The following is a 19018-nucleotide window of genomic DNA, read 5'->3' on the forward strand; positions in this document are numbered from 1 at the left end:
CTGATACTTCCGCATTGCGCCCCAAAAGCAGACCTGCTGCGCAAATCGAAATTGCCCAATAGCTGCCTTACAGGAGTTATCTGATAGCCAGATCTGAGTTAGAGCGAGAGCCGTTCGGGCGTGAAGGCGACCGGCATGCGAATGATCGCGTTGAACCAGATGGAGCGCAGCCATTCGGGTTCGCCAACCGAGTGAATGTCGGGAATGCGGGTGACGATCTGCTTCAGAAGCGCGCGCAGTTGCATCTTCGCGAGGCGCGCTCCCACGCAGATGTGCGGCCCGGCGCCAAAGGCGAGGTGGCGCTTGGCATTGCTGCGGGTGATGTCGAAGCTGTGGGGATCGGTGAACACTGCCGGATCGCGGTTCGCGGCGGCGTACGACAGGTAGATCTTGTCACCCTTGCGCACAGGTTGCCCGCCGATTTCGGTATCGGCAACGGCATGGCGGATGAAGTTGGTGGTGGTCGAGGTGTAGCGCAGCACCTCGTCGATGGCGTTATCGATATAGGCGTCGAAATCGCTGCGCAGCAGGGCATATTGATCGGGATGCTGGTTCATCAGGTGGATGAAGTGCGCCGCCGTTGAGCGCGTAGTTTCATGCCCGGCCATGGCAAACACCAGCACGAACTGGTTGATCATCATCGGATCGAGACCCAGCGTGGTGTCGTTGACCATCACGCTCAAGAGCCGGCCATCGGGGTTGCGGCGCTTTTCGTCGGCCATCTGCTGGGCAAGGCCGAACAGGCCGATCATTGGGTCCATCGAGACGCTGGTGCGGCTTTCGACATCGGCCATCTCGTTGCCATAGGCCGCCACCTGCTCGCGATATTGGGCCGGGATGCCCATCAGTTCGCAGAAGGTGTGGACCGGCAGCACAGACGCGACGTCGAACACGAATTCGCAATTGCCCCGCGCGGCCACCCGATCGACAATCTCGGCGGCCAACTTGTCCACCTCCGGTCCCAGTTCTGCGAGCGCGCGCGGCATGAATGGCGGCATGATCACCTTTTTCACCGCGCTGTGCTGTTCCGGCTTCATCACCATGAAATTGGCACGCTGGCGTTCCAGTTCTGCCCCCGAAACGTCCCAAAGCACGATGCCGTCGTGGGAGGTAAAACGGGCCTGGTCCATCGAGACGTCAAGCACATCCTGATAGCGGGTGAGCACCCAGAAGCCCTTGACGCCCGTCGAGCCGGGCATGCCGCCAGCATAGGCCGGGTTGGCGGGGTTCCAGTGCACGGGATCAGCCGTGCGCCAGGCATCGAACAGCCGATGCGGCGGGCCCTGATCGGCGGGAAACAGATCGGGGTTGATGAGATTGTCTGCCAGTGCCGCCACGGTCATGACTTGCTCTCCTGTCAGGCCGAAGCCTGGCCCTGCTGTGCCCACCAGTCGCCGCCCAAGGCAACGCGCCGCACGGTGTCAGTATCGGTCGGGTCATGGCCAACGTCGTGCGCCGGCGCCGGGATTTCCTGGACCGTGTTGGTCAGCCGGCCTACGCCGGTCACCTCCACCTCCACCACGTCGCCGATGGCCATGGGCCGGCTATTGGCGGGCGTGCCCGACAGGATCAGGTCGCCGGGCAGCAGGGTGATGTGGCGGCACAGATCGGCCAGGATATAGGGGATGTCGAAGGTCATCTCGGCCAGCGCGCCTTCCTGGACAACCTTGCCGTTGATGTACGTGCGCACCGCCTGTTCGCGGATATCGATGCCGCGCACGATGCCAGGGCCGATCGGGCAGAAGCCGTCCATGCCCTTCACGCGCAGCATCGAGCCGGCATCGGTGTCGCGGAAATCCTGCGCGCCGACATCGTTCACCGGGGCAAAGCCGGCAATATGGTCCCACACCGCGTCGCGGCCGATGTTGCGCATCGGCTTGCCGACGATCACGCCCACTTCACCCTCATAGTTGAGGAATTGGCAGTCGGCCGGGCGCGAGAGCTTGCCGCGGTGCGCATTCAGGGCGGTCAGCGGTTTCTGGAAATAGGTGGGGGTTGTCAGTTCCGGGGCGCGGAACTCGACCCGGCGCGACTCATAATTGAGGTGGATGCAGATGATCTTGGTGGGATCGCACGGGGGCAGATAGACGGCGTCCGCCTCGGCCACGAAGCGGCCATCACCAAGCCGCAACCGATCGCCTTCGGGCCGCACCCATTGCGGCGTGCCTTCCAGCAGGATGCGCCGCCATTCCTCGCGCGGGCCAACAAGTACGGACATGGTCATTCTCCCCGATTGGTGGCGCGGTTCAGGCCGGAACCATGAAGCCCTTCATGTTGGGCATCACCGGCGCATGGCCGAAGCTGTCGCGCTGGAAATACTCGCTCTGCCCGGTGGGTGAGCGGCCGCCCCAGCCAATCTCGTTCATGAAGCCCGACGGATTCTTGAAGTAGAAACTGAACATCTGGTCGTTGGCGTGGCTGCCCGGCTCTATGATGACCGGGATGCCGGACCGCGCGACGATGTCATAGGCGAGGCCGACATCCTCCATGCGCTCCATCTCGGTCATCACATGGTTGATGCGCTTTTCGCCAGGCGGGCCAAAGGCCAGAGTGTGCTGACGGCCATTGCAGTGCAGGAACATCAGTTCCACCGGCGCCGGCAGGTGCGGCAGCGGCATCTTGTATTCGATGCCGCCGCGCAGGCCTAGCAGGGTGTAGAAGGTGTGGATTGCCTCGAAATCAGCCTTGCGGTTGAGCATGATATGGCCAAAGCCGCCCAGCGCCGTCTTGAAGCCGCCGTGCATGCGGCGACCGGGGTGAAACGGCAGATCATATTGCACCAGTGGCCCGTGGAAGAGCTCGACGGGATAGCCGTTAGGGTCGGAGACGAACATCACCTCCAGCACCTGACGGGCCTCGGCTTCGGCTGGGGTGCCGACGCGCACCGGCACGCCAGCGGCCTCCAGCACCTTGGCCATGGCGCGGAATTCCAGCACGCCGGCCAGCCGCAGGCTCAGGGCGACCAGATCGTCCGAGCCGTCGGCCAGCAGCTTGATCCGGTGGTGCCAGTAATCCATGCGCAGATAGGCAATATCGTCGCTCTCGCCGGGCACGACCTCCATGCCGAGCACGGTGCTGGCAAATTGCACCCAGGTGGAAAGATCGCTGACGCCCAGCGTGATGGTGCCCAGTTCGGTGACGCCGGAAAATCCAGTGCTCATGTCAAACTCCCTTGGCCGCGAACGACCCTTTGCGCACGGCGATATTCTTGATGTTGCAGTAGAAATCGAAACTGTGCGTGCCGCCCTCGCGGCCGATGCCGGACATGCGGCTGCCGCCGAAGGGCGCAGCCAAGTCGCGCACGAAGAAGCAGTTGACCCACAGGGTGCCGGCCACCACCTGCTCGGCGATCCGCATCGCGCGGCCCTCGTCGCCGCAGAACAGGGTGCCGGCGAGGCCATATTCGGTGCCGTTGGCGATGGCGATGGCTTCGGCGTCGTCCACGAACGTTTGCCAGGTGAGCACCGGGCCAAAGACTTCCTTCTGGTTGATCTCGTCGTCGCGGTCGGCGCCGGCAAACATCGTGGGCTGGAAATAGAGCGCGCCCGCAACTGCCCGTTCACCGCCCCACAGCAGCTGCGCACCGCCTGCCTTGGCGCGTTCGACGAAGCCCGCAACACGGGCGAAATGGTCGGGGTGGATCAAGGGGCCGACGCGGGTGGCGGGATCGCGCGGATCGCCCACGGTCATCTGGTCCACGGCGTCGCGGACCTTTTCCAGGAATGCCGCTTCGATCGAGGCTTCGACCATGATGCGCGTGCCGGCAAGGCAGACCTGGCCGGCGTTGATATATTGCCCGGCAACCGTCTGCGCCGCGGCATCGAGATCGGCGTCGGCGCAGACGATGAACGGCGATTTTCCGCCCAGCTCGGCGCTCATCGGCGTGATCGAGCGCGCGGCGGCCTGGCCGATGATCTTCGCGGTATCGGTCGATCCAGTGAAGCTGATACGGGCCAGATCGGGATGGTTGACCAGCGCATCGCCGGCCTCTTCGCCAATGCCCTGCACGACATTGAGCACGCCTGGCGGCAGGCCGGCGGCATGGGCGATATCGGCCAGCAGCGAGCAACTGAGCGGTGCCCATTCCGGCGGCTTGATCACCACAGTGTTGCCGGCCGCCAGCGCCGGGCCAACCTTCCAGGTGGTCAGCATGAAGGGCGCGTTCCACGGCGTGATCAGCACGGCCACACCCGACGGATCATAGCGGACGTTGTTGACCACCTCGGGATGATCGATGGCGTGATCGTTGAGGCCCAGCGCCCATTCGGCGAAGAAACTGATGTTCTGCGCGGCGCGCGGCACCATGCGATGCAGGTTGCCGGCGAGCAGCGAACCATTGTCGGCGGTTTCCACTGCGGCAATCTCTGCGGCACGGGTCATGATACCGCTGGCAAAACGGCGCAGGATCGGCAGGCGTCCAGCCGCCCCCAGTGCGGCCCAGGCGGGGAAGGCGGCCCTGGCGGCGGCCACCGCCATATCGGCTTCGGCCTGCCCGCCTGCTGCCACCGCGCCGAGGTCGCTGCCATCGATGGGTGAGGCGTTGGCAAAGCGGTTGACCGAGGCCACCCGACGACCACCGATCCAGTGATCGAGCGAGACCTCCACCCCGGCGACCATGACCCTGTTGTTGGCCATCGCGTCTCTCCCCAATTGCGCCCGCCGTGTCGCGAGTCGATAGAAAATGAGTAGACTCACTTTTGACTGTGGTCAATAACATCGCTATGCCGATACGGCAGACAGGGGAGTCGGACCATGGTTCAGAGGCGGCGATGACACCCGGCAAAACGGAAGAGAAGGCCGCGACGCCGGGGCGCCGGGAGCGCAACAAGCTGGAAAAGCGGGCGCGGATCGTGGCCGCGGCACGCGACCTGTTCCAGCGCCAGGGCTTTGCCGACACCACCACCCAGCAGATTGCCGAAGCCGCCGATATCGGCACCGGCACGCTGTTCCTCTATGCCCACACCAAGGAAGACCTGTTGGTCATGGTGTTCCGGGACGAGATGCTGGAAACGGTGCGCCGTATCTTTGCCGAGCCGCCGGTCACTGCCGGCATCGATGGCCGGCTGATGGCGGCCTTCACTCGTATGGCAGATTATCACGCCGATGATGCCGATCTGGCGCGATTGTTGCTGAAAGAGCTTGTGGTGCCGCATTCCGACGCCCGGCGCAGCGATATCGATGAACTGATGGATGCGATCTACGACGGCTTGACCGGGATGATCGCTGCCGATGGCCGGGTGCGCAGTCCGCCGCTCGTCGCCCGTTCGGCCTTTGCACTGTATTATTTCGCGCTGATCAGCTGGCTGGGCGGCGGCCAGGATCGCGGCTGGTGCATGCGGCTGCTGCGCGAACAACTCACCAACCTCATCGATGGGAACAGACAAGATGCCTGAACCGCTGAAGCAGCGCTGGCAGCGCGACGAGCTTACCCTGGGTGCCTGGTGCATGCTGCCCAGCAGCCTGACCGCCGAAATATTGGCCAGGGGCGGCTTTGATTGGGCGCTGGTCGACATGCAGCACGGCTGTATGGGTTATGAGACGGCGGTGGAGATGATCCGCGCCATCGATCTGGCCGGAATTACCCCCATCGTGCGGGTGCCGTGGAACGAGCCGGGCATTGTCGGCCGCATGCTCGATGCCGGCGCGATGGGCATCGTGGCTCCGATGGTGAACAGCGTTGATGAAGCGCGGCGGCTGGTCGAATCCTGCCTCTATCCGCCAGCGGGCCGTCGCAGCCTCGGGCCGGTGCGCGTCAGCGCGCGCGATGGCATGGGGTATGTACCGGGTGCCAACGCCCGCATCGCCGTCATCCCGATGATCGAAACGGTTGAGGCGCTGGCCGTGGTCGAGGAGATTGCTGCCGTGCCGGGAGTGGACGCCCTGTTTGTCGGCCCGTTCGATCTCTCCTTCTCCCTGGGCCTGCCGCCCGGTGACAATGACGGCAAGCCGGCCTTTGACGCCGCCATCGCCCGCATCAATGCCGCCGCCAGGGCACGCGGAATTGCCACGGCCGTGCTGTCCAATCCGACGGTGGCGCCGTTGCGGGCGGCACAGGGCTTCCGGATGATTTCCGTGATCACCGACAATGCCGCGCTGGCCGCCGCCGCACAGACCAGCCTTGCGACCACCCGTGCCGCCATCGCGGAAGGAAATGCCCATGCTTGATGCTCCCACCCGCGACCGAATCCTTGCCGACATCATCGGCACCTACAGCACAAGGCAGTCCTTGCCGCTGTTGACCAAGAGCCATCCCGGCATCGAGATGGATGATGCCTATGCCATCCAGAAGGCCTTCACCGAACGCCGCGTGGCGCAAGGGCGGCAGGTACGCGGCTTCAAGGTGGGGCTCACATCGAAGGTGATGCAGGAATCGATGGGCTCCACCGAGCCGGATTTCAGCGCGATGACCGACGATCTGTTCCTGCCCGAAGACACGCCGATCGATTGCGGCCGCTTCTTTTATCCGTTGATCGAGATCGAGATCGCCTTCGTGATGAAGAGCGCGCTGAAAGGCCCCGGCATCCTTCCGGTTGATGTGCTGCGCGCCACCGATTTCGTGCTGCCGGCCATCGAGATCGTCGATTTCCGCGTTGGCCCGGGGCCGGGCATGACGGTGGTGGACACGGTCGCCGATCTTGCCGCCTGCGGCGCCGCCGTGCTGGGTGCCAATCCAGTCCGGCTGGAGGATATCGATATCCGCAAGGTCACCGGCCAGATGATCATCAACGGCAAGATGGAGCATGAAGGCATGTCGTCGGCGGTGCTGGGCAATCCGGTCACGGCGGTGGCCTGGCTGGCCAACAAGCTGGGCGAGTTCGGTATCACATTCGAGCCTGGCCAGACCATCCTTACGGGCTCTTTCGTGCGGGCCATGCCCGTGAAGGCCGGTGACGAGGTGATCGCGCGCTTCGATTCCGGCCTGGGCGACGTGCTCACCCGGTTTGTTTGAGGGACGGCGATGGCAGGCATCTGGCAGCGGGCAACGCTTGACCCAGCGGCTTTGACGCATGGCGAAGCCAATTCGCTGGCGGCGCACCTGGGCATCGTCATCACCGCGATCGGTGATGATTCCATCACGGCCACCATGCCGGTCGATGCGCGCACCGTACAGCCGCACGGCCGCCTGCACGGAGGCGCGTCGGTGGCGCTGGCCGAAACCGTGGGCTCGCTCGCCGCCAATCTCACGCTCGACCCGGTGCAGCAGATTGCTGTTGGGCTCGACATAAACGCCAACCACATCCGCCCGGTCAAACAGGGCCTGGTGATCGCCACCGCCCGCCCGGAAGCGCTGGGCCGCACCACGCAGGTGTGGAGCATCCGCATCGTCGATGAGCAGGATCGGCTGGTCTGCATTTCGCGACTGACCATGGCGGTCATCCCGGTGGAGCGCACATGAGCACGCCGTTGATGGAGATTGATCTGGCGGTCGGCCCGCCCGTCGAGATCGGCGTGGTCGCCGGCCAGAGTCGGCGCTGCATCCCGATCTTGGGCGGCACGGTCAGCGGCAGCCTGAGCGGCGAGGTGCTGGCCGGCGGCGCCGACTGGCAGCAGATCGGTCCAGACGGCACGATCGAGATCGACGCCCATTATGTGCTGAAGCTGGCGCAGGGATTGGTCGAGGTGGAATCGCGCGGGCTTCGGTCCGGGCCGCCCGACGTGCTGGCCCGGCTGGCAAAGGGTGAAGCGGTTGATCCCGCGCTCTATTATTTCCGCACCGCGATGCGCTTTCGCTGCGCCGCCCCTGAACTCGCGTGGCTGGGCCGCATCCTCGCTGTGGCGACAGGCGAGCGGCTGGCGGGCGCGGTACGGCTGACGGTTCACGAGGTGGCCTGAGATGGATCGCGATCTGGACATCATCATCGTCGGCGGCGGCATTGCCGGCCTCACTGCAGCGCTGAGCCTGCAGGCCGCCGGCTTTCGGCCCACCGTGTACGAGGCGGTGAGCAAGCCGGCGCCGCTGGGTGTGGGTATAAATCTGCTGCCCCACGCCGTGCGCGAACTCACGGAATTGGGCCTGCTCGATAAATTGCTGGGCCTAGGCGTTGCCATCACCGATCTCAACTATCTCACGACGTCTGGCGAGATCGTCTGGCACGAACCACGCGGGCTGGCAGCCGGCTACAAATGGCCGCAGATCGCCATCCATCGCGGTCAGTTGCAGATGTTCCTGCTGGCCAAGGTGCACGAACGGCTCGGCCCACAGGCGGTGCGCATGGGGCAGGAGCTAGTCGGCGTGGAAACGCAGGGCACCCGCGTCAGCGCCCGTTTTGCCGACCGCGCCTCGGGCCTGGAAACCGCCGTGGAGGCCGATCTGCTGATTGGGGCCGATGGCATCCATTCCGCGGTACGGCGCCAGTTCTACCCCGATGAGGGTTCACCGCGCTGGAACGGCATCAGCCTGTGGCGTTCCACCTCGCCGGTGGCTGCCCCCATGGGCGGCAAGGCGATGATCTGGGCTGGCTGGTCGGGCCAGAAGTTCGTCGCATATCCGATCGGCAAGGACCCTGAGACTGGCCTCGACCGCTTGAACTGGATCTGTGACCTGAAGGTGAGTGATGCCGGCAGCCCGCCGCCGCGCGACTGGAACCGGCAGGGCAATCGCGCCGATTTCCTGCCGCCGTTTGCCGATTGGCGCTGGGCCGGCGTTGATATCCCGGCCATTGTCGCCGCATCAGGGCCGATCTATGAATTCCCCATGGTCGATCGCGATCCGCTGCCACAATGGACGTTCGGCCGTGTCACGCTGATGGGCGATGCCGCGCACCCGATGTACCCGATCGGTTCCAACGGCGCGACCCAGAGCATCATCGATGCCCGTGTGTGCGCCTGGCATCTGGCCAAGGCGGGAACGGTTGAGGCGGCGCTGTCCGGTTATGAAAGCGACCGTCGTGAAGCCACCGCCCGCATCGTGTTGATGAACCGCCAGCAGGGCCCGGACCGGGTGCTGGACCTGGCGCGGGAACGGCTGGCAGCCGGCGGGGCGTTGGCCGATGTACTGCCGATGGACGAGCGCCGTGCCGTCGCCCAGGGGTATAAGCAGACCGCCGGCTTTGATCCGGCCGTGCTGAACGAGCGGGTCAGCTTTTCGCCCGCCGGCTGATATGGGCTGATGATGCTGCACGTTTACCAAGATCGAGCCTGGATGGGCTTACAGCAACTCAGTTAGCCAAAGTCACTCTTGGGACATCGGTAGCGTTGCTGGCGGCCGCGGCCGATATGAATTCTTCGGAGCGGCAATAAAATCTCTCGCGGTCATCACGGCCATAGGAGATCCGCCATGGGACATTCTATCCTTGAACCAAGGGCACGGCAGAATCCGTCTTGGAATGCTGGTCGCGTTGTCGGCGCCAAACGCCCCCTGAAGCCTCGCGACGTCTGGGCAATCCGCTTCTATCTCGATGAGCATCACCGCCTGCGAGACCGGGCTCTCTTCGATTTGGCGCTCGACAGCAAATTGCGCGGTTGCGACGTGGTCAAGCTGAAGATTGGCGACCTTGTTTCAGGCGGCAGCATCCGCAACCGGGCCACTGTCATCCAGCAGAAGACAGGCAAGCCCGTTCAATTCGAGTTGGGGAAGGATGTCCGGGAAAGCCTCTTGGCCTGGTTAAGCTGCCGAGGGGGTTGCATAAGCGATTATGTGTTCCCGAGCCGCGTCGATTACAACGGCCATATGAGCACGCGCCAATACTCCCGCCTGGTCGATGAGTGGGTTGGCGCCATCGGTCTCGATGTGCACGACTACGGCACCCGTTCCTTGAGGCGTACAAAAGCCGCGCTGATTTACAAGGCGACCGGCAACCTGAGGGCCGTACAAATTCTGCTTGGTCACACGAAGATGGAGACGACTGTGCGCTATCTGGGCGTCGACATCGACGATGCCCTCACATTGTCAGAACGAACCGAAATCTAAAGAGGGCGGCTCTCCGCCCTCGCAGCGGTGAGCCGCCATCCTTCATGATCTTGTGGCTCTTGGCAGCTTTGTTGCCAACGAATGCCAAAACCAGACAGTCCGCCAACGGCCCAATTGCCGCCGGGCGGCAAAGCGCCCTCATCTCGGTCGTTCCGGCACTCCCGTACCTTTCCCAGAAGCCGCCGTTCGGGGGCAACGGAGGGAACGACTGGGTCAGGGTCCGAAGCGGCCGCGGTTGAGATCACAGTGCGGGCGGGCCCAAATACAGGTGAAGTGCGCGAGAATTGTCTTGGCCGATCAGGGCCAAGGAGATGGAACATGGGACATTCACACTTCGACCCCGCCATGCAGAACCGGCCTGCATGGAACGCTGGCAAGATGGTTGGCACCAAACGACCACTTACGCAGAAGCAGATATGGGCGGTCCGGTTTTTCCTGGACCGCGAAGGACGGCTTCGTGATCGGGCGCTTTTCGACCTCGCGCTCGACAGCAAGCTTCGCGGCTGCGACCTGGTCAAGATCAAGATTGGAGATGTGGTTTCCGGTGCCCAGATCAGGACCAGATCGACTGTCATTCAGCAGAAGACCGGCAGGCCCGTGCAGTTCGAGTTGACGGCGGATGTTCGCGCGAGCTTGCTTGCATGGCTGGAACGCCGCGGCGGCACGGTTGGCGATTATGCTTTTCCCAGCCGCGTCGATCACATTGGGCATTTGAGCACTCGGCAATATGCTCGCCTCGTCGACGAGTGGGTTACCGCCATCGGCCTTCGACGCGCGGAATACGGGACACACTCGCTTCGGCGCACGAAGGCGGCGATGATCTACAGGGCCACGGGGAACCTGAGAGCAATCCAGATTCTGCTCGGACACACGAAGATCGAGAACACCGTCAGGTATCTCGGCGTGGACATCGAGGACGCGCTCTTGATTGCTGAGCGGACGGAAATCTGATCGCGGCGGCCCATCGGCAATGCTGATGGGCCGCTACGCAGTCAGCCAACCGTGCGCTTCAGTCCCGGTCGTTCCAGTGGCCGCGAGACCGTCCTGAAACCTGTCGTTCCCGGCGTGCCGGCACCTGCCGGCCTGAAGGACCCGGCCTGGGACAATGCGGCCATGCGTGGCAGGGTCGCTAAAAGTCTGTTTCTGCCGGAAGCCGACACTCGCGCGCATTGTCGACCGTCATCGTTCTGCGTGCCCAGTTCCGAGGGCGAGAAATCCTCCGGGGTGGACATGCGCCGATCAGGATTCCTGTAGGGAACAGTTTTCTTGAACGAATCCATATGGTTGCTCCTATTATGAGCGGGGTTCTGCTTCGATGCCGGTTCAGAACCGCGGTTTCACGATGCGTTGCTTTCAGATCGGCGCCGACATCCTGCCGGCGGATGTCGCCAAGCCTTAAACGGGATGAAAGCGCGATCGACGATTCACGTCTATATTTTGAAATTTTGTGATACGTTAGTGAAATGATCGGCTTTAACTGGGGGCGCGCTGGATGAGCACGGAGGCAAAAAAGAAAATCTCCTCCAAGAAATTACGTCGCTCGGTTTCGATGATAAAGACTGCTACGGCGCTTTTTTTCCCTAGTATTTCTTTGGCGCAAACAATATCGGTTACCGATATTGTTTCGACGCCCGAAATAAGATCGGATGAATTGATTATCGTCACCGGATCTAGAATTGCGCGCCCAAATCTGAAGTCTGCGGTACCGATCACTTCGGTCAACGGCCCCGATATCGTCCGATCCGGCAATATCAGCATCGGCGATTATCTGAATGACCTGCCGTCACTGCGAAGTTCGTTATCCCAATCCAATACGAGCCAAGCGATCGGCGCCGCCGGGTTGAATCTGCTGGATCTGCGTGGCCTTGGATTTCAACGCACGCTGGTCCTGATTAACGGGCGCCGCCACGTGCCTTCGGATATTTCACTGGTCGGCGTGTCGGTCGACATCAATTCGATACCGGTTGATCTGATTGACCGGGTCGACATCGTTACTGGCGGAAGTTCGGCGGTGTATGGGTCGGATGCTATCGCCGGTGTCGTGAATTTCGTGCTCAAGAGCAATTTCGAGGGCGTGCAACTGCGGGCCCAAAGCGGCATCAGCAGTTATGGCGATGCAGGATCCTACGCGATCAGCGGGCTGGCCGGGCGGAACTTCCTCGAAGGCCGAGGCAATATCGCCGTCAACGTTGAATATGCGCGGCAGGACCCCTTGTTTGCATCGCAACGGCCCAATCTCGCCACCAATTCGGGCTTTGTCGTCGTCGATACTGACCCATCGGGCAGCGACGGCGTGGCTGATCGCCGGTTCGTGAAGGACATCCGATCGACCGACATTTCATCGGGTGGCCTGGTGCAATTCCCGTCCATCGGTGGTCTATCGCCCTGCGGACGCGATTCAACCGGCGCAGCCTTTGGATGCACCTACCTGTTTCAGCCTGACGGGTCATTCGTGGCGCAGACCGGAATCAGAATTGGGTTGGCACCGCTGGGCAGTTTTGATGGCGGCAACGGTGAAAATGGGCGCGAAGGCCAGTCATTCCCCGTGTTCCCGGCGCTCGATCGTTATAGCATCAACCTGATTGGTCATGTTTCGATTTCAGAGGCATTTGCGCCTTTTGTTGAAGCCAAATACAACCGCATCGATACGGTGTCGGTCAACTCGCCGTCGTTTTTTCAGGGTAGCACGATCGGTTTTGGCGTTGACCTCCGTGAGCGGCCAAGGTTTGACAACCCGTTTCTGACCGATAGCGCCCGCACCGCGATTGTCGCGGCTCGGGCTGCGGGCGGACTGGCACCCTTCTCGCCGGCGTCGCGATTGATCTTGCGGAAGTCGCTGCTCGACCTCGGGCCAATTGGCGAAGAGTCGCGCCGTGAGACCTACCGCATCGTTGGTGGCGTGAAGGGGTCGTTAGGCGATGGCTGGGCCTATGAAGTTTCGCTGAATTACGGAAAATCTACGCAAAACACCAAAGTCATCAACAACCTTGATACGCAGCGATTCTTGTTGGCCATGGACGCAACCGTTAATCCGGCGAACGGCCAGATCGTCTGTCGTTCCCGCATAGACCCCACAGCAGCCGTCATCAATCAGGCGGTAAACCCGGCGGATCCGCTACTGGCTGGCTTTATCGCATTGTCCAGCCAACGCCTGCCGTCCGATGTTGCGGCGTGCGTGCCGCTCAATCCATTTGGTTCCGGAAACATCTCGGCGGCCGCAAGAAACTATCTTATTCCAGAAACCGGTTCATTCGGCCGTATTGACCAATTCGTCGCCAACGGCGTCGTCACTGGCGACAGCCGACAGTGGTTCGAATTGCCCGGTGGGCCCGTCAGTTTCGCAATCGGCGGCGAGTATCGGCGTGAAACAAATTTTTATGAAAGTGACGCACTTTTATTGAGTCGGATCACATTTTATCAAGCTTTGCCATTCTATAATCCTCCAGCTTTTGACGTGACAGAGGCTTTTGCCGAAGTCCGCTTACCTGTCCTGATTGACGTCCCTTTCGCACAACAACTTACATTTATCGGTGCTGGGCGAATCTCCGATTATCGTGCCAGTACGGGAAAAGTATTTACCTATAATCTTGGGGTGGATTATTTTCCCATCGAAGATGTTCACTTTCGTGCCGGACTGGCCCGGGCTGTGCGAGCACCGGCGCTATCCGGGCGTTTTGCTCCGCAAAGGAGAGTTTTTGACGTTGTCGTCGACCCCTGCGCGGCGCGCAACATCGGCTCAGGGAGTGCAACCCGCGCTGCAAACTGCGCGACTGCCGGCATCCCGACCAGTTTTGATTTTGTCTACTCGGGATTTATACGGCTCGTTACTGGTGGGAACCCCGACCTGCAGCAGGAATCGTCGGATTCGCTTACCGTTGGCGTTGTCATACAGCCGCGCGCGGTTCCCGGTCTTTCGCTATCGGTCGATTATTATGACATCGCCATTTCGGATATCATTGCCGGGCCAACATCGCAACAAAGTCTGAATGCCTGTTATGATGGCACCACCCTGAATGCCAAGTTCTGCGATCGCTTCCAGCGGGCAGGCGCTGGTGGTGCCGTGACTGGCGAAGTCGCCTTTCAGATTCTGGAGGGCAGCCTTCAGACAACGCTGGTCAACAATGCAAGGCGCACTGCCAGGGGTGTTGACATCAACTTTGCCTTCAGGCGCGAAATTAATGGTGTCGGCTTTTTCAGCACGAACCTCGTTTACAACCATGTATTTGAGAAGAATGATTATTTTGATCCCTCAAAGCCGGATCGCGCAAACCAGTTATTGCTAGAATTAGGTGATCCCCAGGACGCCGCAAACTGGACCCTGAAACTAAACACAGGCCCGGCCAGCTTTAACCTGTTGTTCCGCTATATCGGCAAGCAAGTGTTGAACACCTCCGAAGATTATTTTTCCGTGCAGAATCGGCCGGCGGAGAATGCTGACTATGCCGATGAGATCTTCTATCCATCTCTCATCTACATCGATGCCGGTATCGGATTCGATGTAGGCAAGGCTTTCAACCTTAACTTCGGGGTTAACAATTTGACCGACAAGAAGCCGCCGTTCGGGCTGACCGGCACCTCGGGTGCCAGCGCCATATACGACGTTCGAGGTCGATTTTTTCACGTTGGCGCGAGGGCCAAATTCTAATTGTCGGCACCAGACTGTGGGTGCATGAATTCAGTCGACACAAAGCTGCATTATCGAAACCGCCGCCGCTTTCTCGACCTCATTGCCGGCAAATCGGCGCCGCATTCGCAGTGCCCATAAAGCGGGGCCGACATCTGGTTCGAGCTGGCGAGCGCGGTCGAAAACCGTTCTGGCCTGCGCAGAACGGCCGTTGTGAAGGCAAAGCAGCGCCTTGATTGCGATACCAATGCTGTAGTCCGGGTTGAGATCGAGAGATTCATCCACCGCAGCTTCAGAGGCTGCCAAGCGGCCAGCTCTAAAATGGGCGTTGGCAAGCCAAGTGAAAGACAGATAGTGCGTATGAGCCCCGGGCGACGCCCGCATCTCTGCCTCGAAATATGCGGCCGCCTCGTTGGATTTGTCGAGCAACACGCATGACGTTCCGCAGGCATGATGGGCAAAGGCCATGTTGGGGCTTAACGCCACAGCCTTCCGCGCGCGCCGCAACCCCTCGTCTGGAGCACCGATCAAATTCAGCGCTTGTGCTGCATGCGAAAGGACAAAAGCGCTTTCGCGATCGATCGAAATAGCCTGATCGGCATGGTTGCGTATCCTGGCAATCTCGGTGTCATCATCAGCCGAAAAATTCGTGTATCGAATGCCAAGCGACTGCGCCAGCATCGCGTGTGCAGGGCCATAATCCGGCGCGATTGCGATGGCACGTTCGGCCTCCTGGATTTGCAACAGCGTGCTGTGTGCAGAGGCATGATGCAGGTTCGCGAAGGCGCGCGTGACAGCCTCCCACGCTGTAAGGTTGCCGGGCTTTTTCAGCGCACGCGCCATCTCGATGCGGTAGACTTGGGTGTCCAGATGCGCCGCGATCTCGACGACCAGATCTTCCTGCAATTCGGCCAGCTCGGACAATGGTCGACCAAATTTCCGGGTCCACAAGACTTCAGCGCTGGCGGCCTCAATCACCTGGGCAGTCACGCGTAGTTCTGAACCGACCCGGCGGACATTGCCCTCAAGCAGATATCGAACACCCAATAGCTGCCCGAGCGCCTTCACTTCCGGCAACGCGGAATCAGTGTACCGCGCTGTGGCAGAGCTTGCGACGACGCGTACATGTGCGCCCTGCGACAGGGCTTCGATGATGTCTTCCACCATGCCCACCGAAAACACATCATCTTCGGCAACGCCGGATCGGTTCCTGAACGGCAAAACGGCCAGTGAAGGGGCCGAACCCGCGTCGCCGCGCTCAGGAACCAAAACGGATGCCGATGTGATCGGCGGGGTCAGGGTCGACGCATCTTTGCCTTTTTGGACGAAGCGCTGAACATCACTGACAAACGCAATCCATGCCTTGTCATGGACATCGCCATCCCAGTGAGACAGGTCTGCAGTCTGAATCAGTTCGAACATGATCGGCCGCTCGCAGACCTCGATCATTGCCGGAACGAGCGTTTGCTTCCTGTCAGCGAGGGTGGCTTCGGCGCGGACCCAGCGCGATTCAACCGAGCGTTTTGACCAAAGCACGATCACCGCTTTGGCGTTGCGCAACGCGGCCTCGGTCACTTCATCATACGCTGCCCCCGAAACCAGCGCAGCATCCCACCAGACGGTGAACCCGAGCGTGGTCAGCTTCTCGAGAAAGCGCCGCGCAACAACCTGATCGCCGCGATTGTAGGAAAGGAAGATTTCGCAAACAGCGGACATTTCAGTTTACGGCCCTCCTTCCTGACCAATAGCGCTTCCGACAATCGATGGCAGCACTGTTTCAACTTTACGTTATCGAAGCCTCGGACGACCGCTCCGGTGTGCGGCTCATCGCGGTTTGAGCAGGAAGCGCTTGATCACTTCTGCAAGCTGCGCGGGGTCATAGACCATCGCCAAGTGCTCTTGGCCCTCAAGTAACGCCACATCGCGATGCGGCAACGTATCGGCAAGTGTCTTCATTGAGGCTAGATTTTCGGTATTTGTGGTGCGGCTTCCTGACAGCAGCAGGGTTGGTGTGCGCATCTGCTTCGCAAGCGTCTCATTCCAGCGGTAAGAATTCAGTGCCCGCATCTGGCGCACGGAAAGGTCCAGGCCGGCAACGAGGTTTGGCCACGACGGCTGTGCCTGCATGCTATCAAGCTCGGTATTCGACAGGCCGTTGAATCCTGCCAAGAAGGAACGGCCCGCGCCATCACGGTCTCCTGCAGCCAACAATGCTTCGACTTTGTCGAGAACAACGCCATGGTCACCATACGCGATCGGCGCCTCGTAAAGGATCAATTGGCTTATCGCTGGTGTGCGCCGGGCCGCTTCATAGGCTATCAGGCCTCCGAAGCTGTGCCCCAGAACGGCCACCGGACGCCCCCGCGACTGAACCACTGCGCTGACATCCCTAGCTTCCTTCTCGAGGCTGTAGGGCATGGCATCGGTGCTTCCACCATACCCTCTGCGGTCCATTGCGCAGACGGTAAAGTCCTTGGTCAAATAAGAAAACATAGGCAGCCAGCGCGTCCGGACACCGGAGCCGCCAGGAACGATGAGCAGTTCGGGTCCTGATCCGGCGCACTCGAACCCAATCAGGGTTCCGTCTTCGCTGCGAACCTTTTGCTCCCCTTCACCTGCCACCGCCGCGGAGCTACTTAGGAGGACGAGCGCCATCCCGATTAGGATCGTCGAATTCCGACTACAAGAAATGCGGCCCACGAGCCTCTCCCGTTGCTGCGCTTCCGCTTGGCCGGCTGGCGCTCCATCGAGCGATACCAGAAATTCGAGGCGTTAGCGGGCGTATTCTGCGTCGGAAATGTACCGCAATAAAGCAAAAGGTCTGTCGTCAACTCGTGCCGGAGCTAGTGCGGCTGTGGAATATGACGCCTCAACAAACTCAAGGCAATGAAAACGCTAGCCATTGCTGACGCGACAAGCGCAAAAAATGCCGGTCCACCACCGAAGCCCAAGGCTGCAGCACCCGCAAACGCGCTCAAGACGGCGCCGATCCGGCCGATGCCAACGGCTGCGCCAACGCCGGCCGCGCGGATGTGATCGGGATAAACGTGTGCAGCAACCGCAAACAGCGTTGTCTGTGTGCCGTGAACAGCAAATCCCAGAATTGCGAACGCTGCCACTACCAATGTCACATTTAGCTGGTCGATGACCCACAGGCCGGAAGCAAGCGCGATGCAGCCAGCAGCCGCGCTGGAGACCATCAGCGACCGCCTTGATCCGTATCGAACAATAAACCATGCGGTGACAACACCCCCGACGATGCCGCCAAGGTTGAACGCGCTCAACCCATCCGTCGCAGTGGTTGCGGAAAAACCCGCCTCGCCCAGCGTTGTCGGCGCCCATGAGTTAACGGCGTAGACGGCCATCAAGCATGCAAACATCGCGACCCACAAGACGCAGGTATCGCGGGCGAAATCGGGGGCAAGCAGGGCACGAACCGCTTTGTTCCCGGCCGTGCGCTCGGCCGTCATCGATTCCGGCAAGGCTCGCACCAGGAAAACAGCGGCGACCAGCGAAAGGCTGCCCGCGAAGACAAACAGCACGCGCCAACCAAGTCCCGGCAGAATGAAACGCGCCAGCAGTCCGGCGATCAGGCCGCCGATCGGAATGCAGACGATCGTCAACGTTATCGCCCAGGGTCGGTAGCGCAACGGCGTAGCGTCGGAAGCAAAGGCAGTCGCATTTGGAAGCGCGCCGCCAAGCCCTAACCCGGTTACAAAGCGAGCAACGCCAAGCCAGCCCAGCCCATCGGCAAAGCCCGCCAAAACAGTCGTACCGCCAAACAGAAGCATCGAAGCGATCAGCATGGCGCGACGCCCGTATTGGTCGCCCAGGGCGCCACCAATGATGGCGCCGATGACCATGCCGACTAGCCCGACGGCGGACACCGGTGCCATGTCAGCCTTGGTAACATTCCATTCCGCCATCAGCGAAGGGGTGGCAAAGCCCAGCAACTGATTGTCGATACCATCGAAAATGATTGCGATCGCCGCAAGAGCAACCTGCGATTTCTGGGCAAGCGTCCAGGGTTCGTTGCCGGTTGTTATTCTCATGAAGCCGGCATCCCCAAAGCCAGTGCAAACGGATCAGTATGATGCACACCACAAAAACGCGGTGGTGGCTACATTGACCAGCCACATGACGAACGGTTCGGTTTGGGGGAACCAAACAACCTACCGACATCAAAGATAAGAGCGCGTATCTGTCAGGCCGCTCAACCATGCGCGAATAGCCGTTTCGGCGGAATGACGCTGTTTAGGCACCGATTGAGAAAAGCCGGATATTGGGTCGACAGCCGACAACGCCATGCGGCAGTCGGGAATGGCAGCTATCCACGAGCGATTGAACGAAACCTGCCTGTCGGGACACGGCACAAGCAGACGTTCGCCGTGCCGATGACGAACAGCTTGAATTGGGTCGGGAGCCGCCTTTGCCGCCATGGGTAGCAACCGTCAGAATTTGACCACTAGCTGAGGCCCTCAGGC

The 19018-nt window shown here is 61.1% G+C and carries 16 protein-coding genes; 9 read left to right on the forward strand and 7 right to left on the reverse strand.

Annotation, left to right across the window (positions count from 1 at the left end; all coding sequences use genetic code 11):
- Positions 1-98: 98 nt before the first annotated feature.
- The 4 genes from D619_RS0108540 to D619_RS0108555 are packed head-to-tail and all read right to left on the reverse strand — an operon-like array spanning position 99 to position 4635.
- Positions 99-1343 carry a cytochrome P450 gene (locus D619_RS0108540; protein ID WP_017668164.1) on the reverse strand — a complete coding sequence of 415 codons (1245 nt, stop codon included), beginning with the start codon at positions 1341-1343 and terminating at the stop codon, positions 99-101.
- Between the two features lie 14 nt (positions 1344-1357).
- A complete protein-coding gene (locus tag D619_RS0108545) occupies positions 1358-2218 on the reverse strand; it encodes a fumarylacetoacetate hydrolase family protein (protein WP_033373287.1) in 861 nt (286 codons plus the stop codon).
- Between the two features lie 28 nt (positions 2219-2246).
- The gene (locus D619_RS0108550) at positions 2247-3161 is read right to left on the reverse strand and encodes a VOC family protein (protein ID WP_017668166.1); all 915 of its coding nucleotides are present in this window, start codon (positions 3159-3161) and stop codon (positions 2247-2249) included.
- Position 3162: 1 nt separating this feature from the next.
- Complete coding sequence (locus D619_RS0108555) at positions 3163-4635, reverse strand: aldehyde dehydrogenase family protein (RefSeq protein WP_017668167.1); 1473 nt, start codon at positions 4633-4635, stop codon at positions 3163-3165.
- Positions 4636-4769: 134 nt separating this feature from the next.
- On the opposite strand from D619_RS0108555, the gene D619_RS17280 reads away from it, so the two are divergent.
- The 9 genes from D619_RS17280 (at position 4770) to D619_RS0108605 (ending at position 14555) form a co-directional block, all read left to right on the forward strand.
- Positions 4770-5393, forward strand: a complete 624-nt coding sequence (locus D619_RS17280; protein WP_017668168.1) for a TetR/AcrR family transcriptional regulator — start codon at positions 4770-4772, stop codon at positions 5391-5393.
- Positions 5386-6165 (forward strand): aldolase/citrate lyase family protein, encoded by a 780-nt coding sequence (locus tag D619_RS0108565; RefSeq protein WP_017668169.1) that lies wholly within the window; start codon positions 5386-5388, stop codon positions 6163-6165. The genes D619_RS17280 and D619_RS0108565 overlap by 8 nt, the downstream gene beginning before the upstream one ends.
- Complete coding sequence (locus tag D619_RS0108570; RefSeq protein WP_026090865.1) at positions 6158-6949, forward strand: fumarylacetoacetate hydrolase family protein; 792 nt, start codon at positions 6158-6160, stop codon at positions 6947-6949. The genes D619_RS0108565 and D619_RS0108570 overlap by 8 nt, the downstream gene beginning before the upstream one ends.
- Positions 6950-7000: 51 nt before the next feature.
- On the forward strand, positions 7001-7396 hold the full coding sequence (locus D619_RS0108575; protein WP_243442625.1) for a hotdog fold thioesterase: 396 nt from the start codon (positions 7001-7003) through the stop codon (positions 7394-7396).
- A complete protein-coding gene (locus tag D619_RS0108580; RefSeq protein WP_017668172.1) occupies positions 7393-7833 on the forward strand; it encodes a DUF3237 domain-containing protein in 441 nt (146 codons plus the stop codon). The genes D619_RS0108575 and D619_RS0108580 overlap by 4 nt, the downstream gene beginning before the upstream one ends.
- A 1-nt stretch (position 7834) precedes the next feature.
- Complete coding sequence (locus tag D619_RS0108585; RefSeq protein WP_017668173.1) at positions 7835-9100, forward strand: flavin-dependent oxidoreductase; 1266 nt, start codon at positions 7835-7837, stop codon at positions 9098-9100.
- Positions 9101-9277: 177 nt separating this feature from the next.
- Positions 9278-9910, forward strand: a complete 633-nt coding sequence (locus D619_RS0108590) for a tyrosine-type recombinase/integrase (RefSeq protein WP_017668174.1) — start codon at positions 9278-9280, stop codon at positions 9908-9910.
- A 318-nt stretch (positions 9911-10228) separates the two neighbouring features.
- Positions 10229-10861 (forward strand): tyrosine-type recombinase/integrase, encoded by a 633-nt coding sequence (locus D619_RS0108595; RefSeq protein WP_017668175.1) that lies wholly within the window; start codon positions 10229-10231, stop codon positions 10859-10861.
- Between the two features lie 541 nt (positions 10862-11402).
- A complete protein-coding gene (locus D619_RS0108605) occupies positions 11403-14555 on the forward strand; it encodes a TonB-dependent receptor (RefSeq protein WP_081587103.1) in 3153 nt (1050 codons plus the stop codon).
- A 30-nt stretch (positions 14556-14585) separates the two neighbouring features.
- Here D619_RS0108605 and D619_RS0108610 read toward each other — a convergent pair whose 3' ends face one another.
- The 3 genes from D619_RS0108610 to D619_RS16165 all read right to left on the reverse strand — a co-directional run bounded on the left by D619_RS0108610 (position 14586) and on the right by D619_RS16165 (position 18586).
- Complete coding sequence (locus D619_RS0108610) at positions 14586-16250, reverse strand: TIR domain-containing protein (RefSeq protein WP_017668178.1); 1665 nt, start codon at positions 16248-16250, stop codon at positions 14586-14588.
- A gap of 108 nt (positions 16251-16358) precedes the next feature.
- The gene (locus D619_RS17290) at positions 16359-17189 is read right to left on the reverse strand and encodes an alpha/beta hydrolase (protein ID WP_017668179.1); all 831 of its coding nucleotides are present in this window, start codon (positions 17187-17189) and stop codon (positions 16359-16361) included.
- A gap of 188 nt (positions 17190-17377) precedes the next feature.
- Positions 17378-18586: an MFS transporter gene (locus D619_RS16165; protein WP_017668180.1), complete on the reverse strand. Its 1209-nt coding sequence runs from the start codon at positions 18584-18586 to the stop codon at positions 17378-17380.
- Between the last annotated feature and the right edge of the window lie 432 nt (positions 18587-19018).

Source organism: Sandarakinorhabdus sp. AAP62 (assembly GCF_000331225.1).
GTDB lineage: Bacteria > Pseudomonadota > Alphaproteobacteria > Sphingomonadales > Sphingomonadaceae > Sandarakinorhabdus.